Annotated in this window: 24 protein-coding genes; 9 read left to right on the top strand and 15 right to left on the bottom strand. The window is 40.1% G+C overall.

The window, feature by feature from the left end:
• The first annotated feature begins 71 nt into the window (after positions 1–71).
• Positions 72–878: a type 1 glutamine amidotransferase domain-containing protein gene (locus NE363_RS08720; protein ID WP_445536275.1), complete on the top strand. Its 807-nt coding sequence runs from the start codon at positions 72–74 to the stop codon at positions 876–878.
• Positions 879–945: 67 nt separating this feature from the next.
• On the opposite strand, the gene NE363_RS08715 is transcribed toward NE363_RS08720, so the two are convergent.
• The 4 genes from NE363_RS08715 to NE363_RS08700 form a co-directional block, all read right to left on the bottom strand.
• Positions 946–1,521 carry a dihydrofolate reductase family protein gene (locus NE363_RS08715; protein WP_445536274.1) on the bottom strand — a complete coding sequence of 192 codons (576 nt, stop codon included), beginning with the start codon at positions 1,519–1,521 and terminating at the stop codon, positions 946–948.
• Positions 1,522–1,724: 203 nt separating this feature from the next.
• Positions 1,725–2,792, bottom strand: a complete 1,068-nt coding sequence (locus tag NE363_RS08710) for a saccharopine dehydrogenase family protein (RefSeq protein WP_410565072.1) — start codon at positions 2,790–2,792, stop codon at positions 1,725–1,727.
• Positions 2,793–2,807: 15 nt separating this feature from the next.
• Positions 2,808–4,046: an NADH:flavin oxidoreductase/NADH oxidase family protein gene (locus NE363_RS08705; protein WP_445536273.1), complete on the bottom strand. Its 1,239-nt coding sequence runs from the start codon at positions 4,044–4,046 to the stop codon at positions 2,808–2,810.
• Between the two features lie 158 nt (positions 4,047–4,204).
• Positions 4,205–5,035: an alpha/beta fold hydrolase gene (locus NE363_RS08700; protein ID WP_445536272.1), complete on the bottom strand. Its 831-nt coding sequence runs from the start codon at positions 5,033–5,035 to the stop codon at positions 4,205–4,207.
• A 317-nt stretch (positions 5,036–5,352) separates the two neighbouring features.
• Here NE363_RS08700 and NE363_RS08695 point away from each other — a divergent pair, with 317 nt between their 5' ends.
• Positions 5,353–6,252, top strand: a complete 900-nt coding sequence (locus NE363_RS08695) for an acetoacetate decarboxylase (RefSeq protein ID WP_445536271.1) — start codon at positions 5,353–5,355, stop codon at positions 6,250–6,252.
• Between the two features lie 85 nt (positions 6,253–6,337).
• On the opposite strand, the gene NE363_RS08690 is transcribed toward NE363_RS08695, so the two are convergent.
• A complete protein-coding gene (locus NE363_RS08690) occupies positions 6,338–7,132 on the bottom strand; it encodes a TorF family putative porin (protein WP_445536270.1) in 795 nt (264 codons plus the stop codon).
• A gap of 81 nt (positions 7,133–7,213) precedes the next feature.
• On the bottom strand, positions 7,214–8,128 hold the full coding sequence (locus NE363_RS08685) for a LysR family transcriptional regulator (protein ID WP_019458833.1): 915 nt from the start codon (positions 8,126–8,128) through the stop codon (positions 7,214–7,216).
• A 100-nt stretch (positions 8,129–8,228) separates the two neighbouring features.
• Between NE363_RS08685 and NE363_RS08680 the strand changes: the two genes are divergently transcribed.
• The 7 genes from NE363_RS08680 (at position 8,229) to pcaD (ending at position 14,601) form a co-directional block, all read left to right on the top strand.
• Complete coding sequence (locus NE363_RS08680) at positions 8,229–9,335, top strand: muconate/chloromuconate family cycloisomerase (protein WP_039252198.1); 1,107 nt, start codon at positions 8,229–8,231, stop codon at positions 9,333–9,335.
• A gap of 23 nt (positions 9,336–9,358) precedes the next feature.
• Positions 9,359–9,649 carry a muconolactone Delta-isomerase gene (catC, locus tag NE363_RS08675; RefSeq protein WP_060466463.1) on the top strand — a complete coding sequence of 97 codons (291 nt, stop codon included), beginning with the start codon at positions 9,359–9,361 and terminating at the stop codon, positions 9,647–9,649.
• A gap of 160 nt (positions 9,650–9,809) precedes the next feature.
• A complete protein-coding gene (gene catA, locus NE363_RS08670) occupies positions 9,810–10,730 on the top strand; it encodes a catechol 1,2-dioxygenase (protein WP_445536269.1) in 921 nt (306 codons plus the stop codon).
• A 134-nt stretch (positions 10,731–10,864) separates the two neighbouring features.
• On the top strand, positions 10,865–11,536 hold the full coding sequence (locus tag NE363_RS08665; RefSeq protein WP_005305950.1) for a 3-oxoacid CoA-transferase subunit A: 672 nt from the start codon (positions 10,865–10,867) through the stop codon (positions 11,534–11,536).
• Between the two features lie 18 nt (positions 11,537–11,554).
• Positions 11,555–12,205, top strand: coding sequence for a 3-oxoacid CoA-transferase subunit B (locus tag NE363_RS08660; protein WP_445536268.1), 651 nt, complete (start codon positions 11,555–11,557; stop codon positions 12,203–12,205).
• A 391-nt stretch (positions 12,206–12,596) separates the two neighbouring features.
• Entirely contained in the window at positions 12,597–13,811 is a 1,215-nt protein-coding gene (gene pcaF / locus NE363_RS08655) for a 3-oxoadipyl-CoA thiolase (RefSeq protein ID WP_445536267.1), read from the top strand.
• A 10-nt stretch (positions 13,812–13,821) separates the two neighbouring features.
• The gene (gene pcaD, locus NE363_RS08650; RefSeq protein ID WP_445536266.1) at positions 13,822–14,601 is read left to right on the top strand and encodes a 3-oxoadipate enol-lactonase; all 780 of its coding nucleotides are present in this window, start codon (positions 13,822–13,824) and stop codon (positions 14,599–14,601) included.
• Between the two features lie 58 nt (positions 14,602–14,659).
• Here the strand turns inward: pcaD and NE363_RS08645 are convergent, their stop codons facing one another.
• From NE363_RS08645 to NE363_RS08605, 9 genes are all read right to left on the bottom strand, one after another.
• Positions 14,660–16,147: an NAD-dependent phenylacetaldehyde dehydrogenase gene (locus tag NE363_RS08645; protein WP_445536265.1), complete on the bottom strand. Its 1,488-nt coding sequence runs from the start codon at positions 16,145–16,147 to the stop codon at positions 14,660–14,662.
• A 44-nt stretch (positions 16,148–16,191) separates the two neighbouring features.
• Positions 16,192–17,799 carry a GMC family oxidoreductase gene (locus tag NE363_RS08640; protein ID WP_151767790.1) on the bottom strand — a complete coding sequence of 536 codons (1,608 nt, stop codon included), beginning with the start codon at positions 17,797–17,799 and terminating at the stop codon, positions 16,192–16,194.
• 66 nt (positions 17,800–17,865) lie between these two features.
• On the bottom strand, positions 17,866–19,083 hold the full coding sequence (locus NE363_RS08635) for a hypothetical protein (protein ID WP_445536370.1): 1,218 nt from the start codon (positions 19,081–19,083) through the stop codon (positions 17,866–17,868).
• Positions 19,084–19,225: 142 nt separating this feature from the next.
• Entirely contained in the window at positions 19,226–21,541 is a 2,316-nt protein-coding gene (gene tynA, locus NE363_RS08630; RefSeq protein WP_445536264.1) for a primary-amine oxidase, read from the bottom strand.
• Positions 21,542–21,749: 208 nt separating this feature from the next.
• Positions 21,750–22,664, bottom strand: coding sequence for a transcriptional regulator FeaR (gene feaR / locus NE363_RS08625; RefSeq protein WP_445536263.1), 915 nt, complete (start codon positions 22,662–22,664; stop codon positions 21,750–21,752).
• Positions 22,665–22,862: 198 nt separating this feature from the next.
• Entirely contained in the window at positions 22,863–23,819 is a 957-nt protein-coding gene (locus NE363_RS08620; RefSeq protein ID WP_080592267.1) for a p-hydroxyphenylacetate 3-hydroxylase reductase component, read from the bottom strand.
• A 45-nt stretch (positions 23,820–23,864) separates the two neighbouring features.
• Positions 23,865–24,818, bottom strand: a complete 954-nt coding sequence (locus NE363_RS08615) for a PDR/VanB family oxidoreductase (RefSeq protein ID WP_416700620.1) — start codon at positions 24,816–24,818, stop codon at positions 23,865–23,867.
• Between the two features lie 34 nt (positions 24,819–24,852).
• On the bottom strand, positions 24,853–25,590 hold the full coding sequence (locus tag NE363_RS08610) for an SDR family NAD(P)-dependent oxidoreductase (protein ID WP_216984976.1): 738 nt from the start codon (positions 25,588–25,590) through the stop codon (positions 24,853–24,855).
• Positions 25,591–25,600: 10 nt separating this feature from the next.
• Positions 25,601–26,086, bottom strand: a complete 486-nt coding sequence (locus NE363_RS08605) for an aromatic-ring-hydroxylating dioxygenase subunit beta (RefSeq protein WP_004792056.1) — start codon at positions 26,084–26,086, stop codon at positions 25,601–25,603.
• Positions 26,087–26,091 lie beyond the last annotated feature (5 nt).

Genomic DNA, 26,091 nt, shown 5'->3' with positions numbered 1-26,091 from the left:
AACAACTCTATTGACCTTAAAGTGTGCTTTAAACATACGATTGGCTACAGGTGATAAATGAGGAGCCTGTGATGTTTAAAGTTTGGAATTTTCAGCGTTGGTTAAGCATTATTTTTGCCATTTTTTTGACTACAGATGTGGTACATGCCGCAGAGTCAGATAAAGCTCAAAGCCTTACCAAAGCAAATGGAAAAATTTTAGTCATAATGACCAATCACTCGGTTTACCCTTCCCGTTCGGATACAACAGGACTTTGGCTGACTGAACTCACTCATTTTTACGATGTGGCCTTAGATGCTGGCTATGAAATGGATTTTGTAAGCCCTTTAGGTGGTGAAGTGCCTCTAGATGAACGTAGCTTAAAGTCTATTTACCTAGACAAATCTGCTCGTCAGCATTTAGCGGACCCAGCATTTATGTATCGGTTAAAAACCACATTAGCTCCGAACGCGATAAATCCTACCCAGTACAAAGCTATTTACTATACTGGCGGGCACGGCACCATGTGGGATTTTCCAAACAATAAAGCTTTGCAAAATATTAGCGAACAGATCTATCGCCAAGGTGGAGTCGTTTCAGCGGTGTGTCACGGCGTGGGTGGTTTATTGCCTTTGCAGGATGAAAGTGGCAAACCCTTAATTGCAGGTAGAACTGTTACAGGTTTTGCAAATATAGAAGAAACACTTTCAGGTATTAAGTCTCAAGTTCCATTTTCTTTACAAAATGGACTCATTGAACGTGGAGCAAAATACAAAGAAGCATTTATTCCGTTTACGTCGTATGTGGTTTCAGACGACAGAATTATTACTGGACAAAACCCTCAATCAAGTAAAGAAATTGCTGAAGCAGTGATTAAGCGTTTAAGTACAATTCAATAAATCTAAAAAGACGAATTACAGACTACCCCTGTAATTCGTCTTTTTCATATAAATATTATAGAAAAAATTAACTTATCTTTTGATAGTGAAGAGCTATCGCACCAGAAGCAAAAGTTTTATTTTCAATAAGCTTAAGATTGGTCTTTTCCTGAATACCTTGGAATAGTGGTAAGCCACTACCAATTAAAACGGGCGAAACCGTAATTTTATATTCATCAATTAAACCAAGTTGCATGAGATAGTGCGCGAACCGTGGACTTCCCAGAATCACCATATCTTTACCCGCTTTTTGTTTCAGCTTATTAATTTCTTCTTCGACATGGTCTTTTACAAGACGGGAATTATTCCATTCAACTTTATCTAGGGTGGTTGAAAAAACAATTTTTTCAGTCTTTTCAATCCACTCAGCGTGATTTCGTTCATGCTCCGAAGCTTCTGGATTTGAAAGCATGGTTGGCCAGTAATTATGCATCATTTGGTAAGTCGCACGTCCCCAAATCACCGTATCGGCAGTGCTCAAAATTTCTTTTGCATGATTTGCCAAATCGACATCGTAAGCAATCCAGCCTATGTCCATTGCCCCATTTGGACCTTCCACAAAACTGTCTAGCGATGCATGTAGAAAGAGTATAAGTTTTCTCATTATTCTCATTCCTTTGTTATGAAAAATATTTATCGCTTTTTAGTATATTCAATTTGAATTATTTCTTATGGAGTGTTTTGTTTTCTGTTTTGCTTTTTATCTATAGAAAGCTATATTTAATTGAAATATTTAAAAATAACCCGAACAAGAATGACTCCTTATTCGGGACTATCAATCAACATGCTGTTTTAATAAGGGCTTTATTAATTAATGACTAACGGACCAGAACCCGGCAGCTCAGTCACTAGTTTATAACCCATCAGTTTTGCTGGCGTATATGTACCGCCTTTCACGGTATTTTTGAGTAAATAATTCACTACAGTCAGTGAGCCATTTACGGTAAGGCTATACGCATTTTCTGTTTGAATACGGGCAGTTTTGATTTCCCCACGGGTATTTCTTGCCTCACCCCAAACATAGGTAGGTACTTTCGCTCGAAGCTCTTCATTTGGTCCCACGACTGTTTTTTCAATACGCGACTTAATAAACTTCTGCACGGCATTGATTTTTAATATTGGACGTACATAGTTCATCATTTTCGCACCAAAAATCATTTTGGGAAATGCGGGTACAAATACTTCAATGTTTGGAATACCTGTTGTATAGAACGCTGTAGATACGTCTCCCCATGGAACACTCATGGCACTTTTTTTACCGTCACCAAAATCAATAGTCCGGACATAATGTGCTAATGGAACGGTGGTAATTTTTCCGTTCTTACGAATTTTTCCTCCTTCGGCCATGCCTTCTGTACTTGTTTTAGCAGTACCCGGTGAAAATCCTGTTCTAGAGTCAAAACCAAGTGCTAAATGGGTCGCATCTGGCAGTGCTTCTTTTAGTGCAGCAGCAACACAATCTGTCGGAATCACATCGAAGCCAACACCCGGACAAATCACAATATCGGCTTTTTCAGCTTGGCTGTTCAGTGACTGTGCCAGTTCAAATACAGCGATTTCACCCGTAATGTCGAGATAATGAGCGCCGGCATTTATACACGCTTCCATCATGGGTTTTGAGGTTGCTGAAAATGGCCCTGCACAGTGCATAACCAGTTTAAAACCTTGGAGTTGCTCACTGACCGCATTTACGTTATCAAGTCCAAAAGCTTTATAATCAAGCCCCAACTCTTGAGCAAGTGCTTCAACCTTAGCTTTGTTACGGCCAGCCAAAGTCGGTTTTAGACCTTGGCGTACAGCTTCACGAGCGATTAACTCGCCCGTGTAGCCATTTGCTCCATAAATTATCCAGTTTGAATCGTTAAGATTTGTCATAACACAACTCACTTTTTAAGAAGCAAATAAATAGTCACGCATGCCTTTTTTATACTGGCGAGTACGGCATGACATCGCTGATTGTTGCAAAATTAAAGCCCAAGCTGGTGAAACATTTGGGTTTGTTTTTTTACCAGCACTTACATTACGTAACTGGAATTTGACCACAGCCATATTGGCAAGTGAAGCCAATGTTTTATTTTCCCATGTAATTGGCTTGAGTTCAGGTGAAATATGTTGACCTTGTTTCCAAGCATTTGGCAAATTAGGTTCAATGGCTAAAGCTGTGGCAATGCCAACCATATCGACACCGCTTTCAATTACTTTCTCTGCCACTTGTTTACGGCGTATACCACCTGTCACCATAACAGGCATTTTGGCAACTTTACGAATTTCTTGTGCAAATTCTAAAAAGTAAGCTTCGCAAGCAAGTGTGCGACCATCACGTACTTGACCTTGCATGGCTGGTGCTTCATAGCTACCGCCTGAGAGTTCAACCAAATCAACTGCATGTTCATTTAGCATTTTAACCACTTGTTGAGCATCTTCCGCGCTAAACCCACCACGTTGGAAATCGGCTGAATTTGGTTTCACTGCAACAGTAAACTGAGGCGAAACCACTTTACGAACTGCTTCCACAATCTCAATTAAAATGCGAGCACGGTTTTCTAAAGAACCACCCCATTGATCTTGGCGTTTATTGCTCAGTGGAGAAAGAAATTGGCTTAACAAATAACCATGTGCTGCATGAATTTCTACACCAGTAAACCCTGCTTTTTCACCTAAACGCGCCGTGTTTGCAAAACGCTGAATCACCTCTGCAATCATAGATTCAGTCATTTCGATTGGCGTATTAAAGCGATTTGACATTTTGCCAAGATCAAGTGAAATAGCCGATGGCGCCCAAGTCTGCTGACCAAGGTTCGCTTGCATTTGACGCCCCGGATGGTTAATTTGAAGCCAAATCTGAGCACCTTTTGAGCGACCAATTTGTGCCCATTTTTTAAAAGTATCCAGATGCTTTTCATCTTCAAGCACTACACCGCCCGGTCCAGTCATCGCTCGGCGATCTACCATTACATTTCCAGTAATGATTAGACCGACACCACCATTTGCCCAAGCTTGATATAAAAGCATTAATTCTTCTGATGGTGCGTGGTTTAAATCAGCCATGTTTTCTTCCATTGCTGCTTTAGCAATACGGTTAGGAACATATGAGCCATTTGGGAATACTAATTTTTCGAACACTTTCATTGGAATGACCTCATTCAGTATGGCTTTACTTTAAGGTTAAAGCTAACTTTAATGTCAATACCTTTTAGCATTTCTATATTTATTAGTTTTAATTTCATTTACTTATAAAGAAAAAAGAGGCACTTAGTAGGCCTCTTTTTAAAGTTTAAAGCTTTAAATTATTCACGAATAAATGCCAACAAGTCAGCATTAATCACTTCATGGTTTACAGTTAACATACCATGAGAAAAACCCGGATAGATCTTGAGTTGGCTATTTTGAAGTAACTCTGCAGATTTTACGCCAGACGTTTTATAAGGCACGATCTGGTCGTCGTCACCATGCAACACCAAAACAGGAACCGTGATTTTCTTTAAATCTTCGGTGAAGTCAGTTTGTGAGAATGCCACAATACCGTCGTAATGTGCTTTTGCACTGCCTGTCATACCCTGACGCCACCAGTTAGCAATAATACCTTCTGATGGTTTCGCATCTGGTCGGTTAAAACCATAGAACGGGCCAGATGGAAGGTCTCGGAAAAATTGTGCACGGTTTGTGAGAACCTGATTTTGCAGATCGTCAAAAACTTCTTTTGGTAAACCATCAGGATTATTTTCAGTTTTAACCATCAATGGTGGAACCGCACTCACAAGAACAGCTTTCTTAACATTTTCCTGACCATGGCGTGCAATATAGTGAGCTACTTCACCGCCACCTGTTGAGTGGCCAATATGAATTGCATTTTTAATATTCAGATGCTTCACCACTTCTGCAACGTCATCTGCGTAATGGTCCATATCATGACCATCCCACACCTGACTCGAACGCCCGTGCCCACGGCGGTCATGAGCAACTACACGAAAACCTTCTTTAAGGAAAAAAAGTAATTGAGTATCCCAATCATCTGAACTTAAAGGCCAACCGTGATGAAAAAATAATACTTGGGCATCGCGTGGACCCCAATCTTTATAGAAAATTTCTACGCCGTCTTTTGTGGTTACATATCCCATCTTTGTTCTCCTGCTGAAAAACTGCTTGTTGATTCGTTATAAGGGTTTAGATAGTTATATTAAGCTTAAAGTTAACTTTAAGGTCAATCACCTTAATTGCATTTTAAAATCAAATTTATATGAAAGTTCCGCCTTAAATTCTTCTCATCTTTCCCCTTTTTTATTTCATTTAAATGTCAAAGACTTTCATCATCAAAATTAAAATCTTGACTTTAAAGTTAACTTTAAACTTATAGTTTCTGAACTGGTTCTAAATTAACACGTCTTGAAATATACAGCATTAGCTACTCGGTCAATTAATGTAAAGGTGAACTTTCATGAATACAAAACAACAGTTTACTGAAGTTGAATTTGGGCAACAAAAAGTCAAAGTACCCAAAGGTGGTTATTATGACCGTTTCAGAATGAACCCCGATTTAGATGAAGTCGCTCAAGATCCTGCTGTTGGTGACATCGACTTTTTCCGTCATGTTCCTAAAAAAATTGTGGAATCACGTGTAGGTCCTGTCTGGGCACCCAACTTTTATTATCGTAGTGCGAATGTACAACTGCTCATGCTTGCGCCTATTAAGCAAATTAAAGCAAAACTTCCAGCTGGCTTAACACCATTACAACCATTTCCGGGTTACGGGTTGGTCGCTGTTACTTTTTTTACCTATTCTGTTTGTGACAATGACCCTTATAACGAAGTATCGATTGCGATTGTGGTCCGTAAACCTAATGCTCGTGGTTCACATATTGCAGAGTTAATGAAATCGATGCGTCAACGTCATTTTTATGCACATGTTTTAGCTTTGCCTGTTGATACTGAAATCGCCAGAGTACGTGGTGTATATGGTTACCAACTACCAAAATGGTTAACTAAAATTGACGTCGACATTAACTCAAAAGAAGCTCAAGCCAATATTTTTGATCTTAATGGAAAGTTAGATTTAAGCTTAAAAACCCCTGTACCGACTTTAAAACGTGTCGATTCTGAAACACATATTAATAAAGCAACTATGCTGCATGTAGTTGATGGAAAATGGCACCGAACAGACGTTCAATCTAATATCCTTTCTTTTGCACAAAACCTTTTTCCAAAGAATGTTCAACTTCAGAAACACGATGGGCCTTTAACAAAGTTGCTTAATGAAGTTGGCGCTTCAAAAATTCTCCGTTTAGATGTTATTGAAGATGCGCAAGTCGTCCTTAATTTGCCGACCTTAATTCAATAAAAATTAATTTTAACTGCGTTTGGAAGTTTAAATTTACACCTAACTTTCAAACGTAGTTAATGAGACCATTACTCATAAGTTTAACTTAGAACACCTTTTTTACAGACACTGTAAAAGTCGAATCGATTGGATTTGAAATAGGTGCACCTGCCTCACCATTGCTATACTTTTTATAATAAGCATTTTTATCCCATGCTTTTGTATACGCTAGTCCTGTACTCCAACCATCACCTAAATCTTTAATAAGTTCGGCTTTAACATCCTGAAAATTCGACTCTGAAAAGTTTTTGATTCTTTCATAGCCATAGTGAGCGCCAAAAGTCCAAGTATCACTGATAGGCTGTGTAAAGTTAAGATCTAAATAACTTGATCCTCTCGACCTTTTACCAGCAGGTCCCCCCATGGTTTTAGAGTTATAACCAGCATAATCTGGTGTGTAAGTCACAAAGTATTTAAGGCTTAAAGGACCATAGCCAATTTGAGGTACGATCTCACCATAGTTATAACTGCTACTCCCCGTTTCTGGTGTACTTTTCGCACCTGGGTAGTAGTAGTAAAAAACCGACATCCCAATTGAAAATTTATCGATTGTTTTTAAATAACCTGTATAAAAATCCCATTCAACCGAGGCATCTCGCAGATAGTTAGAGCTGACACTTGATGCCCAAGTCCCTACAAAAAAACCATTAGGATTGGCATAATCCAATCCACCTTGTAAGGCTGGTTTACCCCATGTTTGTTGGAAACCACGTGAAATATATTGACTAGCAAAAGTAACATTTGCGCTATATGGAGAGGTTTTTTCTTGTTCTTTTAATTGTTCTGCATGTACAACGCTAGTAGACATAATAAGTGAAACTAAACCTAAAATTTTTCTCATTCAATAATTCCTTTTACATATTACCTATAGGTTTAAAGTTTTAAAATAACATGAAATATCCACTTTAAGAACCTTAAAGGTTTATAAATTCAAGTTTCTAGACACATCTTCTTCGCTATAAATCTCTTCAATGCAATCTAAAATTTTAGGAATATAGGAACTTTGATCCATGTTGCGCATGGATAGAGAGATTGGACTATAGGCTTCTAAATCCAAGATATTTAAGTAAGTTAAATTCTTCATACCAATATCACAAGCACTTTCCGGAATAATACAAATACCTTCGCCAGATGCCACTAGTCCAAGTGCCATATGAATTTCTCGGACTTCTGTCAGTTTGGCTGGAACTAGACCTAATTTGGTAAATAAAGCTTGAATAGTGGTCGAGAAATTCGGTTTAGGTGTAGTTGGATAAGAGAAAATTGTCTCATTAATAATTTGAGATAAATAAATTCCTGACTCTTGGAACTCACTTAAAGGATGTTTTTTATGAATCGCGAGTTTTAATTTTTCTTTGCGAAGTAAAAGCCTTTTAATGGCAGGGTCACTAATTGGCAAGCGACCAAAACCTAAATCGATTTTACCGAGTTTTAATGCTTCAACCTGATCTCGTGTACCACACTCAATAAGCTCAACATGAATGTCAGGATTTTTTTGTCTAAATAGATAGATGACCTGTGGTAATCGCCCATAAAGAAGCGAGCTTACATACCCTACTTTAACAACGTTCTCGACTAGCTTCATTTTTTTAGCCATCGAAGCAGCTTGAGCGGTGTGCGTCAAAATTTGCACCGCATGTTGGTAAAAAAACAGCCCTGCTTCCGTTACTTTTAATGGACGAGAGCCTTTTTCGAATAAATCGATCCCTAATTCTTCTTCTAGTTTTTTGATTTGGCGTGTTAAAGGCGGCTGGGCAATAAAAAGCTTTTCTGCGGCTTTGGTCAGGCTCTGTTCTTCAACCACGGTAACAAAATAACGTAGATGTCTTAATTCCATTAATATACCTTTTTAGTATCTTAAAATACCGTTCTATATCTATTTTAGGCTATTACATTCTTCTATGGTATACAAACAAGTTCGTAATAGTTGAAACTTCATGTATAGAACCATAGAAACCATACTTGTGGATATTCCAACTATCCGTCCTCACCAGTTGTCTGTGACTACTATGCGTACCCAGACTTTGGTACTCGTTAAAATTACGACCACGGATGGTATTGTCGGTTGGGGTGAAGCCACCACCATTGGTGGGCTGAACTATGGTGAAGAAAGTCCTGAGAGTGTCAAAGCCAACATTGATACTTACTTTGCACCATTACTGACATCAGTTAAAGATTTAAATGTTGCACAAACGCTAAAACTGATTCGTAAAAATATTAATGGTAACCGCTTTGCCAAGTGTGCCATTCAGACTGCCCTACTTGATATTCAGGCCAAACGTTTAGGTGTGCCATTAAGCGAAGTTTTAGGTGGACGTCTGCGTAATAGTTTACCTGTGCTTTGGACGCTTGCGTCTGGTGACACGGAAAAAGATATTGCTGAAGCTCGCAAAATGATTGAGCTAAAGCGTCATAACACGTTCAAGCTTAAAATTGGTGCACGTCCTTTACAGCAAGATGTTGACCATGTGATTGCGATTAAAAAAGCATTAGGTGCTGATGTTAGTGTACGTGTAGATGTAAACCGTGCATGGTCAGAACTTGAATGTATTCATGGTATTCAACAGCTCCAAGATGGTGGAATCGATTTAATTGAACAGCCATGTGCAATTCAAAATACCGAAGCACTTGCTCGCCTCACCCATCGTTTTGATGTAGCCATTATGGCGGATGAAGCTTTAACTGGACCTGACAGTGCATACCGTATTGCAAAAAATCATGGTGCAGATGTATTTGCCGTGAAGATTGAACAATCAGGTGGCCTGATTGAAGCATGTGAAGTTGGCAAAATTGCTGGTTTAGCTGGAATCGACCTATATGGCGGTACCATGCTTGAAGGCCCTGTAGGAAGTATTGCTTCTGCTCATGCATTTGCAACTTTTGAAACGTTAGCGTTCGGTACTGAATTATTTGGTCCGTTATTACTGACCGAAGAAATTTTAAAAGAGCCGCTACGTTACGAAAACTTTGAATTGCATTTGCCAACAGCTCCGGGCTTAGGCATTGAAATTGATGAAGATAAGATTGAGAAATTACGTCGTTAAGGCAACAGGATAAGGAGTTTCCCATGTTATTTCATGTACGTATGGATGTGCATATTCCACTTGATATGCCAGCCGACAAAGCAAATGAAATTAAAGCTGTTGAAAAAGCTTATTCGCAAGAATTACAACGCCAAGGTAAATGGCGTCATATCTGGCGTATTACAGGCCAGTATTCAAATATCAGTATTTTTGATGTTGAGAGCAATGAGGAATTGCACAACATTTTACAGGGCTTACCTCTCTATCCATATATGGACATTGAAGTGATGGCACTTAATCGCCACCCTTCTTCTGTTCGTGATGATGATTCGTAAACCAAAAGAATTTTTTAAATGTGATCTCTGAAGTCCATTTAAAAACCAAGCAGATTATTCAGAAGGTAACAAGGAACGTGGCGGCACTTATTCGCTAGCAAAACAAAATGCCCGCAGCGCTGCCACACAAAACCGTATTGCATACTTAAGGAGTTTTAGTATGAACCGTCAACAAATTGATGCGCTTGTAAAACAAATGAATGTCGACACTGCTAAAGGTGAAGTCGATGCACGTGTTCAACAAATTGTTGTGCGCCTTCTCGGGGATTTATTTCAAGCCATCGAAGATTTAGACATCCAGCCTTCTGAAGTTTGGAAAGGTTTGGAATATTTTACCGATGCAGGCCAAGCAAACGAACTTGGACTTTTAGCAGCTGGCTTAGGTTTAGAGCACTATCTTGATTTACGTGCTGATGAAGCTGATGCAAAAGCTGGCGTTACTGGTGGTACACCACGTACCATCGAAGGCCCACTTTATGTAGCTGGTGCGCCTGAAACCGTTGGTTTTGCGCGTATGGATGACGGAACTGAATCTGGCAAAATCGATACCTTAATTATTGAAGGTACTGTGACTGATACTGATGGCAATATCATTGAAAATGCTAAAGTTGAAGTATGGCATGCTAACAGTTTAGGTAACTATTCATTCTTTGATAAGTCGCAATCTGACTTCAACTTACGTCGTAGTATTTTGACTGATGCAGATGGTAAATATGTTGCATTAACCACAATGCCAGTAGGTTATGGTTGCCCGCCAGAAGGTACAACTCAGGCCCTTCTTAACAAATTAGGCCGTCATGGTAACCGTCCATCTCACGTTCACTATTTCGTTTCTGCACCAGGTTACCGCAAGCTGACTACTCAATTCAACATTGAGGGTGATGAGTACTTATGGGACGACTTTGCCTTCGCAACTCGTGACGGTTTAGTGGCAACGGCAGTTGATGTAACTGACCCTGCTGAAATTCAACGCCGTGGTTTAGATCACGCTTTCAAACACATCACATTTAACATCGAACTTGTTAAAGATGCTGCTACCGCTCCTTCAACTGAAGTTGAACGTCGTCGCGCTAGTGCTTAATTGAAAATATATGTGAGTTAAAAGTTCTCTTTTGACTCACAAAATTTATTCCATTTATTACTACCATTAAGAATTTCAATAAATTTTTAGCGGTAGTAATACATCACGTTACCTCATGCTCTAAGGTTTCTCACATGATTGACAAAAGTAAGTCCTCACTAAGCGAGGTTCTATCGCAAATTAAAGATGGTGCAACCATTCTGATTGGTGGTTTCGGTACCGCTGGACAACCCGCTGAACTCATTGACGGTCTTATTGAATTGGGTATTAAAGATTTAACCATTGTCAGCAATAACGCCGGTAATGGCGATTACGGTCTGGCGAAACTTCTTAAAGCTGGTTCAGTTAAAAAAGTGATTTGCTCTTTCCCACGTCAGTCAGACTCTTATGTGTTTGATGAACTGTACCGTGCTGGGAAAGTTGAGCTTGAAGTGGTACCACAAGGTAATCTGGCTTGTCGTATTCAGGCAGCTGGTATGGGTTTAGGCGCTGTGTTTACCCCAACAGGCTTTGGAACACTTTTAGCTGAAGGCAAAGAAACTCGTCAAATTGATGGTAAAGATTACGTACTCGAATATCCGATCAAGGCTGACTTTGCTTTGATTAAAGCTTACAAGGGCGATCGCTGGGGCAATCTGGTTTACCGTAAATCTGCACGTAACTTTGGCCCGATTATGGCCATGGCTGCTGATGTGACCATTGTTCAGGTTTCTGAAGTGGTTGAACTGGGTGGATTAGACCCTGAGCACATCATCACCCCAGGTATCTTTGTACAGCACGTTGTACAAGTACAGCCCGCACAGTAAGCAATAAGGAGAAATAACATGAGCTACCAGAAACTCAGCCGTGACCAGATTGCAAAACGTGTGGCACAAGATATTCCCGATGGTGCCTATGTAAACCTAGGTATTGGTTTACCAACCAAGATTGCAAGCTACTTACCTAACGATAAAGATATTTTCCTTCATTCTGAAAATGGCCTGTTGGCTTTTGGTCCTCCTCCAGCAGCAGGTGAAGAAGACCCTGAACTGATTAATGCAGGTAAAGAATTTGTGACCATGCTTGAAGGTGGTAGCTTTTTCCACCATGGCGACTCATTTGCCATGATGCGTGGTGGTCACCTTGATATTGCGGTACTTGGTGCATTTCAGGTTGCAGCCAATGGTGACTTGGCGAACTGGCATACCGGTGCGCCAAATGCGATTCCTGCGGTGGGTGGTGCAATGGATTTAGCAGTAGGTGCCAAGAAAGTATTTATCACCACAGATCATGTGACTAAGCAAGGTGAGCCGAAGATTGTGGCTGAGCTGAGCTATCCGGTTACAGGTAAGCACTGTGTGGATCGTATTTACACCGATCTTTGTGTGATTGATGTGACTAAAGATGGTTTGAAAGTGATTGAGAAAGTAGAAGGTCTTAGCTTTGAAGAGTTACAGGCTTTAACAGGTGCAACTTTGATTGATGCAACGAATTAAGTTTGTAAATGATGTAGTCGCTACAGTTAATAAATAGCATCACGGCCTTGAATTACATTGATATTCAAAAGCCTTTTGTATAGGCAGTACCTTACTTTTCAAAGATGAAAAGTAACAAAAATCTATGTTGAACAGAGGAGGCTTCCTTGCCTCCCTGTCCAACGGGTGACATCCATGTCACCTGTCACGATAGCAAACTGCTAGTGGATACGAGGTGGCGACATGGATGTCGCCTCGTTGCTCAGCACAACAGGGATGTTGTGTCTGAGTAACAAAGGGTTTTGTCACTTTTGCCCTGTCAAAAGTGAGGCATTGCCTATGCAAAGGAAGAATGGATAAACCCATCATTTGTGGCAATGACAGCAACAGATTTCAAAATGGAAATGTAAGAATGAAAAACGCTTATATCATCGATGCCATCCGTACTCCATTCGGCCGTTATGCCGGTGGCCTTGCACCTGTCCGTGCCGATGACCTTGGCGCTGTCCCGATTAAAGCCCTCATGCAGCGTAACCCAAATGTAGATTGGGAACAGGTCGATGATGTGATCTATGGCTGTGCCAACCAAGCCGGTGAAGATAACCGTAATGTTGGCCGTATGTCAGCACTGCTTGCTGGTTTGCCGTATCAAGTACCAGCAACCACCATTAACCGTTTATGCGGTTCATCACTCGATGCGATTGCTATTGCTGCCCGTGCTATTAAAGCAGGTGAAGCAAATCTAGTAATTGCAGGTGGTGTAGAAAGCATGAGCCGTGCACCTTATGTGATGGGTAAGTCTGACAGTGCCTTTGGCCGTAGCCAGAAGATTGAAGACACCACCATGGGTTGGCGCTTCATTAACCCTAAACTTAAAGAATTGTATGGTGTAGACACCATGCCCCAGACTGCCGAAAACGTCGCTGAACAGTTCAACGTCAATCGTGCAGATCAGGACCAGTTTGCCTTGGTGAGCCAACAACGCACCGCAAGCGCGCAAGCCAAAGGCTTTTTTTCTAAAGAAATCGTGGCAGTTGAAATCCCTCAGCGTAAGGGTGATGCTGTTGTGATTGATACCGATGAACATCCACGTGCATCAACCACCCTTGCAGGTTTAAGCAAACTTAAACCTGTTGTCAAAGCAGAGGGTTCTGTGACTGCGGGGAATGCTTCAGGTATTAACGATGGTGCAGCAGCTCTACTGATTGCTTCTGACGAAGCAGTTCAAGCTTATAACCTCAAACCACGTGCCAAGATCATTGCTTCAACAGCAGTGGGTGTAGAACCCCGCATTATGGGGTTTGCTCCTGCACCAGCCATTAAGAAACTACTTCAACAAGCCAACCTGAATTTAGATCAGATGGATGTGATTGAGCTTAACGAAGCCTTTGCTGCACAAGCTTTGGCCGTGACCCGTGATTTAGGCTTGCCAGATGATTCTGAAAAGGTGAATCCAAACGGTGGTGCAATTGCTTTGGGCCATCCACTTGGTGCATCCGGTGCACGTCTTGTGACTACAGCCCTAAACCAGCTTGAGCAAACAGGTGGTCGTTACGCTTTGTGTTCAATGTGTATTGGTGTAGGACAAGGTATTGCTTTGATTATTGAACGTGTTGAAGCACTTTAAGGAGAAATAAATGCCATCTTTTCAATCTGCCGATGCACAAATTAACTATCAAACCTTTGGCGAACCGTCTTCCCCTGCTCTGGTATTTTCCAATTCTTTGGGCACCAATTATGGTATGTGGCAAAAACAGTTTAATGAGTTAAAAGATCAATTTTTTGTGATCTGCTATGACACTCGTGGTCACGGTTCATCATCTACGCCTGACGGCCCATATACTCTAGAGCAATTAGGTGAAGATGTTGTCCGTTTACTGGATCATCTGAATATTAGCAAAGCTGCTTTTTGTGGTATTTCAATGGGCGGTTTAACTGGTCAATGGCTTGCGATTCACTACCCTGACCGTTTTAGTCATGTGGTTGTGGCAAATACTGCCGCTAAAATTGGACAAGAACAAGCATGGCTTGACCGTGCAAAATTAGTACGTGAGCAAGGTTTACAACCAATCGCAGCTACAGCAGCTTCGCGATGGTTTACAGATCCCTTTATCCAAAGTCATGCTTCAATCGTCAACAACCTGTGTAACGACTTAAGTGCTGGCAGCGCAATGGGTTATGCCAATTGTTGTGAGGCTTTGGCTAAAGCGGATGTCCGTGAACAGTTAAAAGACATTAAAATTTCTGTATTGGTGATTGCTGGAACTCAAGACCCAGTCACTACAGTTGCAGATGGTGAATTTATGCAGCAACGCATTCCACAATCAAAACTTGCAGAAATAGATGCCTCTCATATTTCCAATGTAGAACAGCCAGAAGCTTTTAATAAAATCTTAAAGAACTTTTTATTAGGTTAGTTTTAATGTTAAAAATGGCCTATAAAGGCCATTTTTTTATATCTTGTAGCTTTTAAACTTAATACCGAATCATAACCGATTTTAATTCGGTGTAATCTTCAATAAATGCATCTGAAAACTCTCTGCCAATTCCTGAAGCTTTTACCCCGCCAAATGGAACAGATGGATCTAAGAACGTATGCATATTGACCCACAAGGTCCCTGCTTCAATTTTAGGAATTAAACGCAAAGCTTTAGATAAGTCATTTGTCCAGATACTAGCGGTTAAACCAAAGCGCGACTGATTCATCAGTTGAACGAGTTCTTCATCAGTTTCGAATGACATTACCCCAACTACTGGACCAAAAGTTTCCTCTGAAAATAAAGGATCATCCGTATTTTTGAAGGAAATCAAAGTCGGCTGTACAAAATACCCTGTCTGATCTAGAGCCTCTCCCCCTGCAATAATCTGGTTGTTGGCTTTAGCCATATCTAAATAATGTTTCACTTTATTAAAATGTGGCTGATTAGAGAGTGGACCAAACATACTTCCTTCATCCATAGCCGATCCAATTTTGAACTGCGAGAGTACTTTCGAGAGTTTCTCGACAAGTTCATCATATTTTGTGTGGTGTACAAAAAAACGCTCTGGGGATGCACAAACTTGACCTTGATGCACAAAAGTTGCTTGCAACAAAGTCGGTAAAATCTCATCAATATTTGCATCTGCCAAAACGGCTATGGCATTTTTACCGCCTAACTCCAGACTTACACGGGTTAAATCACTGCTAATTGCAAGTTTACCAATCGCAATACCTGTTGGTACTGAACCTGTAAACGAGACTTTCTTAACCAGCGATGATTCAATTAAATATTGTCCTGTCTCCCCCTTACCCGTAACCACATTAATTACACCAGCCGGAATACCTGCCTCAATGGCAAGTTCAGCTAAACGTAATAAAGATAAGCTGGCAAACTCACTTGGTTTAAGCACAATGGTACAGCCAGTTGTTAAGGCTGAACCGATTTTCCAAATACCAATCATCAGTGAAAAATTCCAAGGCACAATTCCTGCAACCACGCCAATCGGTTGTCTTAAAGTAAAGGCCGTATATTTTTCACCTTGCATAGACGGAATAGAGGGCTGCATGGTTTGACCATTAATTTTGGTTGCCCAACCAGCAAAATATCTCAAGAAAATAACGGATTGTACGACCTCAAGATGACGGGAAATATTGATAAGTTTTCCAGTAGACAACGATTCGAGCTGTGCAAGTTCTTCACTATATTGCTCAATTAAATCGGCTAGCTTGTTCAGTTTAACGCCACGTTCATACGGCGTTGTTTCAGCCCAAGCATTTTGAAAAGCATGTTCAGCATTTTTTACTGCACTATCTACATCTTGTTGACTACCAATACTAATTTGAGCAACAACTTGTTCAGTCGATGGATTCACAATATCCACTTTATCTAAAAGCTCGGCAGCAACTAACTTTCCATCAATAAAGTGTCCATGTTGACGTGCCATAAATTGCTGTACGCTTGCTAAAATCTGAACTTCACTCATTTTCTTTTCCTCTTTTCATTTCTAAAATTTTGTTATGACAGCAACTACGCGACTTGATTCAAAATAAAGTCTGCACCGCGTTCACCAATCATGATGGCAATTGCATTGGTATTACCGCTTGGAACTTGTGGGCAAATAGAACAATCCACCACACGTAAGTTTTTAAAACCATGTACTTTAAGCGTCTGATCTGTGACCGAATCTTGCGGAGCATTGCCCATTTTGCAGCTACCCGCGGGGTGATAGACCGTTTTAATGTTCTGACGCATCCATTGATCAATCGCTTCAATATCATCAGGATCGATATTTGCAGGCTCAATCACTTCTTTGATAATCGCTTTCAATGCTGGTTGTTGTAATAGGCGAAGTCCGGCCTGTACCGCACGGATATTTGCGTCAATATCTTCTTGATGACCTAAATAATTAGGGTCAATAACAGGTAAATCTTTTGGATCTTTACTGCTTAAACGTAAAGTCCCACGTGCTTTTGGCTGTACATGTCCGACTTTAATGGTAAGGCCATGTGCCTGAGCCGCTGCTTTTTCACCAGGGGTATTATCGAAATTATCCAGCACAGGTAAAAAATGAAATTGGACATCAGGTCGACCGTTGTTATTGGTGTCAATAAAACCACCACCTTCTAGAATATTGGTGGTTAACAATCCTGAACGTGTAAAACACCATTGTAAAAAGTGTCGTACTGCGGCTAAACCTTGGTCTTCACCGAGCAGACTATTATTGGTTGTTACTGTTGCATTAACCGACATATGCAAATGGTCGTGAAAATTTTCACCTACCGGTAAGTCACGAATACATTCAATGCCGAGTTCATCTAAATGCTGTTTTGGACCAATTCCCGAAAGTAATAAAACCTTAGGACTGCCAATTGCACCAGCACTCAGAATGACTTCTTTTTGAGCCTGTACCGTAATTGGTGATTTTCCGCCAACACTATAAGTCACCCCAGTAACCTGATCACTTTGAGTTTCAATTTTATGTACCAAGGCGTCTGTAATGACCGTAAGGTCTGGGTGGTTTTCGACTGGCTTTAAATAGGTTTTAGAAGTACTCGCCCGAGAACCGTTTTGAGTAGTAGTTTGATAAAACCCTACGCCTGCCTGATCCCAACCATTAATATCATTGACATAATTCATCCCCATTTGTTGACCTGCTTTAATACAAGCAAGCGTTAAAGGATGGCGATAGCGATTTTCACTGACAGGTAAAATGCCATCTTGTCCATGATATTCATCAGCAAGACTTTCATTTTTTTCTGCTTTCTTAAAAAAAGGCAGTACATCCTGATAAGACCACTGATTGCATCCCCATTCCGAGGCCCATAAATCATAATCCTGTCGTTGGCCTCGGCAATAGATCATGCCATTAACCGAGCTTCCACCTCCCAACACTTTTCCTTGTGCAAGGATCATTTCACGATGATTACAATATTTCTGCGGAACAGTCATGTATTGCCATGATTTTTGCTGGAATACTTTAACTACTGTTGCAGGTATAGTATGAAACATACTGCTATCTCGGCTTCCTGCCTCTAGAACAAGAACACGCCCTGCCTTGGCTTCTAATAGTCGTGCTGCGACTACACAGCCTGCTGAGCCAGCACCAATCACGATATAGTCATATTGTTGATTCATCTGATTTCATCCTAAGTTTATTTTTATGAATGCACCGCCAATAAACACGGTCTCCTTCGCTCTGATTTAATAGATGTATTGCAGAATCAACTGCGCATACACATTGGTCTTGTCATCGTAGTTTTGAGTACCACCACTATGGATATCGTGTTTTGGTTTATAGAGTCCCACTAAAGGAATAACATTGAATTTTTTATTGACCGACCAGACCGAAAATACATCCAGCTCCTGTCCATCCACATTACTTAAAGACTTATTTACTGTTTTGAACTTATAGGCCAAAGCACCCAGCATAAAATTTTCTTTCAAGTTCATCATGTAAGAAACTTGATGAATATCTGCATTTTTATTGAGTGGACCAGCATAGTTTCCGGCAACTTCACCCTGAAACCATGTGCCAAAGCCGACTGTATTTCCATAAAACATGGTGTCGTATTGGTCTGAAAAATGGCTAAAACGGTAGCCAAGTGAAGGTGTATATTTTGAAGATAAAAAGTTATAGTTCAGCCCTACGTAACCTGCATTTTCTTGACTATCTTTTTTATCTTGTACAACAAACTCAGTTTTAACTTGTAACTCTGGCAAAGGTTGATAATTCAAACGTAAAGCATAGTTTTTAAGATCTTCGCGCCCTGAAACGTGTTCAGCATCTTCAAGGTCTAATACATTTAAGTAAGTAAACCCAACGCCCTTATCTTTAAGCTGATACATCAGATCAGTTACAAAGAGTTCAGATGAAAATTGTGCTTTATTATTCGATTTTAAATAAGCCAGTTTTAGCGTTGTATTCTCTTGCGGTTTGTATTGAAGCAAACTTGTAAAATCAAAGCTTCGACGAGCTGCTAGATAATATGCTCCGCCCCGATCTAGTGTGCCGTCCGCAGGCGCTTTACCGAGATTTAATGCATCACCCGCAATAAAGAACCCATCACCAATCATGATATTTTGTCGACCGATACTTAAATCATAGGTCGTTAACTCATCTTTATTGGTACCGTCTTTAAAACCAATGATCCATTCATTCACATCCGTTTTACGTTCTTTGCCATTACTATTTTGGCCTGCGTCGCCATCACCAAATGTTGCCGAGCTAATACCGCTCAAGCTTGCATAGAGTTGATTGTTTTTAAAGGTATATTGCCCTTTAGCACCATATTTAAGATGGCCTTCTTGCCAATTGATTCTTTCATCATCTAGGTTTTCACCGTTATAGCTTTTACCACTACTAAAAGCCCCAAAAGTTGCTTCAAAAGTTGGCTTAATTTCAAGCTCACCAGCATGCACAGTTGAAAAAAATGAGACAAAGAGAGTCCCTCTCATAACCTGAGAAAATAAATTTTTCATTTAGAAATTCCTTTTGCGAACGGCCTAACCGTGCTCACGTATGGGTAACCGATTCGTTACCCATTCTGGCTTATTCACATTTTTAGTGATGGTCGTGGTGTGTGTTTTGCTCTTCTTCACCCAAATTTAAAGTCGGGGTGTTGTCAAAGAAGTTCCAAGGTTTGATGAGTGTATTCACCCATTCTGTCGGCATGATTGGCCACTCTTCAGCACGTGCCACATGGGTTGTCCCTGTTGTCATCCACACCACAAGGTCTTTATTTTCAATATTTTCATTGTTGCCAATGAATTTTCCTAATCCTGTGTCATGAGTCGAACGGTTTGAATATTTCCCTTCAGGATAGCGTTCGTCTGGATTGTACTGAGTCACCCAAATTTGCTTATCCATAAAGTTCAAACGTTTAAATAACCATTCATCTTTAGAAAAATTGGCTCCTTTTGCCACAGGGTGTGTTCCACCTGCAAACGGAATCAATTGGTAAGAAACTGGATTACCTAATTTATTTTCCTTGTTGAAATTCGTGAGTAAGCGAATGGTAGACGGATCAAATTTTTCAGCCGCATTTTGCTCATTCGTAATGACTTTACTGTCAATTTGCATTGAACTTGTACGAACACCACCTTTCTCATTGGCTTTCACCACTGGGTCCATATGCATAAAGCTGTTGTTTTCCCCATCTACATCCATATCTAAGCGGAAGTTATAGATGTGCTGATGCGTTGTGCCCACAATATTATGGTCAATTAAAGTTCCATATTTGGTGTCTTCTTTGGCAGTACTGTCATGCATGGTGCGTGATTTAACGCCTTTAACAGCTTCAATACCGGTTGCACCCGCATTAATCCCAATTACACCATTTTGGGCAAATACCCAGTCAAACATGTAATCGTAGTTTCCAACCGTACTAATCCAGCGCACCACAAGTTCACGGCGAGCTTCACTCGCATCCTGATTGCCAAAAATTTCATGATGTTTATATTCAGGTCCAGCATAACGTTCAAATACAGCTATGGCATTTGGAATCACTTGTGGCTGACCTTTATAGTCTGCAATCACGGCATCAAGTAAAACAGAGTTGTCAGGTGCATCTGTTCCCGGAAGAATAGATGATGTGAGTGTTCCCATACCGTATTCGCCAGAGTCTAAATAAGATTTGAAGTACCAGCCAATATCAGGGTCACCATATGGAACTACCATTCCACCCAAGTTCCCTTCATACATGACTTTACGCTTCACACCTTTATCTTTATAGGTCACTGTTGAAAGCTGCAAGCCAACACGAGAGTCTAACGCCACATGCAAACACCAATTCCCCCAATGTATGGTTTGGCCAGTAATACTAAAGTTCTTACCCTCGGGTTCAGTAATATTGAGTGGTTTTAGCTTACTTGCTACGGGCTTATTCGACATATAAGGTCGATTTGCCATTGGCACAGGAATGATTGCGCCTTCTTCAATCTTGATAATTTTTTCTTTATCTAAATCGACTACAGCAACTAAATTTTCAATTGGATGCGCCCAGTAGTTACCATCACCGACATCGAGGTAAGCGACGACTTTTAATATATTGAGTTGTTTGTCCAGACCATCTTTACCGCCAAAATATCCAACAGTTAGTGGAGTAGCAATCACTTTCTTCACATCAGTAATGCCGCGTTTCCGTAAAGCCTCCTGATATTCTTTACTTGTCTCAATTACACGCTGTACGGCTTCAAAATTATCGAGCAACACCATTCCATGAGTGTCTTTAAGTACATTCCATTTGGTGACTTGTTGAGTGTTAAGGTTAACTTCACCTTCAATCGCTTGACTCCCCTTTAATAAAATAAATGAGGCAATACGATCTTCTTTAAATTCTTTGTGATTAATAAAGTAATCCCAGACTTTGGCTTTTTCAGGTTCTTTAAGCTTTAACTCGGCAAAACGCATATTTTTATAGGCGTATTTCGAGCGGTTAATCACATCAAAGGTCTTTTTGATTTCGTCAGAATTTAAGCTATTGAGCGGGTGAAACGTATTTTCAATTTTGAAAGTTTGATCTAACCCAGACTGGAATACTTCATTAAAAAAATCTTTTCCAATAACAGGCTTACCATCCTTAATTAATAAAGGCACGCTGAGTTTGAAAGGTTTGCCATTCACCAAAACCTGATCTGAATTGGGTTTGGCCCGAACCACCATAGAACCTTTGGTGATCATATAAGTATTGGTAAAATCATCTTTGACAACTTTAGCGCCTTGCTCACTCATGTTTTGATAAAGTGAGACCATTTCGGCCTTGCCACCATGCGCAAACGCTTGAGTATTGAGTCCCCAAAAGCTTGCAGCGATTGATAAGTTAAGTGCCAGTATTTTTTGTATGTCATTCAATAATCGTTGTTTACGCATTGGTTTCATCCTTTTCATCTATCCCTGAACTATCTGAATCAGATAGTTAAAATGCACTTCCTGTGAGTGAAATTCATTAGACCAACTTAATAGTTTTATGGTTATTAAGCTTATCTAACCTGCTCTAATGAATTTAATTTCAACACAGTTACATAGGGCTAGCTTGTTCAAGAATGACGTCGAACTTGTCTAAAAATGACATTGAGAGATGAAAGAATTAAACCGACATACCCTCTCTAAATTCTTTAGGGGAAATACCATAAGTCTTTTTAAAGATTTTTGAAAAATGAGCGCCATCCCAAAAACCCCATTTCAAGGCAACTTGGGTAATTGAGCTTTGTTTGTTCTTTTTATCAAGCAAATCTGCTTTAACTTTTTCTAGGCGTTTGAGCTGTATATATTTGTTAATAGATAAATTTTCTTGAAGAAATAGACGGTAGAGATGACGTAGCGACACTCCAATATGCTCTGCAATTAATTTAGGTGTTAAATCTGGTTTTGCTAAGTTTTCTATAATATAACGCTCAGCTTTTTCCATTAGATTATTGGAGCTATTAATATTTTTATAATTAATTGTCGGTTTGATTAAGGCAATCAATGCATCTTCAAAAGCATTACCATCTTCAGTTGCGTACCAAAGTTTGATGTTTTCAGCAGACATATTTTTCAAAATATTCTTGAGTAAAAAACCACTCATATTTTGCGTAATCAGTTTTCCAAAATACTCGGTACTAATATTTTCTTTAAGTAATTTTTCACGCGACAGATGGACTGAAATCTGACTTACCAAACCTTGCGGATACATCGAAATTGTTTCGACCGGGTCCACCAACACAATATCGCCTTCATTTAGGCTTAAGATTTCATTTTTATACTCAAGCAGCATTTTTCCCGAATACTGCAAAATCAAAAAACAAAAACGATTATTTACTCGATCGATTTCATCAGCTTTTCGGACAATCTTATTTGCATTGTTTTTGATAAAAGCAATTTCGGTATCACCCAATAAAAAGCACTGAACTTCACCAATGAATAAATTACGGGTTCCGTCAAAATCGGTTTCAAAATTGCCACACACACTTTTAATATGGTGCGTCCATTTGAGTAATGCATCGCTTACATATTGGTTCATCCCTTACCTCTCTATACATGTGCCACCGTTCAAGATTTTGCATTTGTGGTGGTGCACTGTCTTGGCTTATTTACAATCATGTTTTATTGATAAACAAATTGTGTGCCAAAAATTCCTTATCCTTGGAATTGTTTTGATGATAGTCAGCTAGATGTAAAGAAGCTGATAAATCAATTCAATTTATCAGCTTAATGGGACTTATGCTACTCCTGCAAAATCTCGCAGCATGGTAATAAAAATATCCTTTTGTTCCTCAGAATACTTTTTAAACACCTCATTTTGATGGCTATCGGCAATATCAAACAAATACTGTGCTGTTTGTTTACCTTTCTCGGTCAATGCATACAAATTATCGTGATCAACCAATAACCCTTCAAATTTTAGAATTTCAGCCGACCGTTCAACTTCCTGCATTGGCATAGCAATATCACGCGGTAAATCTTCCTTACTTGAAGCAGTACCACTGGCTAAAACGAGTAAAAGACGTGATTCACTGGTACGAAAACCAGAAGCCATTTGCTTAGGGATATAGTCGGTTTGATACGCTTTAAAAGCACGACTCATCAAATAGCAAACATTATTATATAAATGCCCATAATGTGTTTGGTCTACGCCATTCTCTTCAGTTTGCTTAACTTGAAGGCTTGGATGCGGCATGACACAAGAATATGCACCCTGATGGTAAACTAGCGGGCTTCGGCCTTGGTCATGGAAACGAACCACTTTGCCAACAATAATCCAGTGGTCACCACCTTCAATCACTTGATAGCGTTCGCACTCAAACACAGCAGAACAATTTTCTAAGATTGGTGCACGTCCTGCACCAAGTTGAAAATTGGTGTCTGCAAATTTATCAATATTTCGTCTCGAAAACTTATTAGACAACTCAATTTGGGTACCCGATAAAATATTGACTGCAAAATGTGTCGCCTCTTCAAACACTGAAAAACTTGAAGACTTTTTATCAATACTCCACAAAATAAGCGGTGGATCGAGTGACACCGAGTTAAAACTATTTGCGGTTACACCGACTTTCTCACCTTGTGCATTTTGTGCGGTAACAATGGTAACGCCTGTTGCAAAATTTCCTAATGCTCGTCGGAACTGTAATGGATCGACCGTAAACTCATCTATTTGTTGTAATACATTCATCATCTTTCTCCTAAACCTTCTCTTACATCCATATAAATCGCGAGAGCATTAGATATCTAAAACTAGTCTCGGTGTTTTAGAGCGCGAACAGCACACCAATATTTGTTCATTGCTGGCTTTTTCTTCGTCAGTAAAATAAACATCTCGATGATCAGGTTCGCCTTCAATTACATCGCACATACAGGTTCCGCATACGCCTTGCTCGCAAGACATTTCAATGTCGATGCCTTCTTTAGCCAAAGCCTGCAAAATTGTTTCGCCAGCTTCAACCATAATGATTTTTCCGCTACGCTCAGCCACCACCTCAAATGAATCTCCAGAAGTATCAGTTTCAACTTGAAAATATTCTTTGTGGATTTGCTGCTCAGGGAAATCGTGAGTCGTGGCAAGGTTAATCACCCAGTCCATGAAACCGACTGGACCACAGGTGTAAATATGGCTTTCCGAGTCAATATCTTTAATGGCAGATTCAAAAAATGCTCTGTGGCTTGCACCTTCGGATTTAAAATGGAAGGTTGTGTATTTTGCTAACTCACCATTTTTAATTTCATCAACAAAAGCACAGTGTTCAGCGCTAGCACCACAGTAATGAAGCTCAAATGATTCACCTTCATGTGCAAGTTGATATGCCATCGTGATTAACGGCGTAATTCCAATTCCACCGCCAATCAATACGCTGTGTTTAGCTTTTAAAAGTGGAAATAAGTTTTTCGGCTCACTGACCTGAATTTGCATGCCATCTTTAATTTCATCAAAAGCCGAGACTGAGCCACCACGTGATTCAGGGTCACGTAAAATTCCAAGGCGGAACTTTCCTTCGTCATTTGGATTTTGACAAAGTGAATATTGGCGCACCATACCATTTGGTAAGTGCACATCAATATGCGCACCCGCTTCAACTTTTGGCAATGTTGCAGAAGTTGCAGATTCAAATTCCATGACTGCAATATTTCCACCTTCCACATGGCGATTTTTAACGACAACATCATAAAGTGTAGTCATGATTTAACTCCCTTTTCATGGTTAAGCGATTGGCTTAACGCATGAATAAACCACCGTTAATATCCCATGTTGCACCAGTCACAAACCCCGCATTTGGACTCGCAAGCAACCCACAAGTTTCGGCAATAAAATGCATACTTCCTAAGGCTTTAACTGGAATATTTTGGATGAACTGTTCCATTTTTTCGTCAGACACTACGCTATGAACGATTGGTGATTCCATCGGTCCCGGTGCAACCGCATTGACCGTCACCCCTTTTGCAGCAAATTCTTTGGCAAAAATTTTTGTTAATGTCACAATCGCACCTTTGGTTGCCGCATAGTGTGCACCCGTTGCCGTACCGCCGTTTTGTCCCGCTAAAGACGCCATATTAATGATGCGTCCATAGCCTTTTTTAGCCATATATTGACCAATAATTTGGCAAGCTTGAAAGGTGCCACGTTGGTTGACTTGCGTGATCCAATCAAAATCGGCTGCGGTAATTTCAAGTACTGGCGTTGCTTTAGTGACGGTAGCATTGTTAATCAACACATCAAGTTTAGAAAATTTCTCTTCAATCCATTGCACCGCAGCATGAAAATCTGCTTCAACCGAAATATCTAATTTCAAGGGAAACATATTTTGTGCATATTGACTTTGTACCTTGGCATTTTCGGCTTTTTCAAGCGTACTTGCTGACAAAATCACTTGATGGCCTTGGCTCGCAAAATATTCAGCAATCACATTACCGAGTCCAGAAGCAGCACCTGTCACTAAAACAACCTGTTTCATATTACTGCTCCTAAAGAATGTAGCTAATACCAGCTAAGGTATCGGTTGAGTTAACCAAGTTAATGATTTTACGGTTAATCTTAAAGCCTGTAGCCGCATCACGCGTCAAATGGTACGTAATATCTGCGGTGTAATGCTTGAGGTTTTCTTTGCGAAACTCACGTAAGTTTTGAGCACAACGCAAAACGATTTCATTATCTTGGTCTTGAATAACACGTACTCGAGAAACACTACGTACGGTATTTGCTTTAGGTGCTGTAGAAATTGCTTCACCATTTTCAAGACGCTCTACACGTAAAGTACGCATATGATTATCGTCATAGGCATAATTTAAGTTGTTTTCGTAGTCAGTGAGGTTTGGGTCAATCGGAATGATATAAACACCTTTTTCATTCCATAAATTGAGCCATTCACGATATTCACTGTGGTCTAACATATCTGCTTCAGCCCAGATGAAAGCAGTGACTTCATTTAATAATTGCAGATTCATATTCATTGCTC

The organism is Acinetobacter sp. G18 (assembly GCF_052660225.1).
Note: the sequence above shows the minus strand (reverse complement) of the source record. Positions and strands in the feature narration are given on the sequence as shown.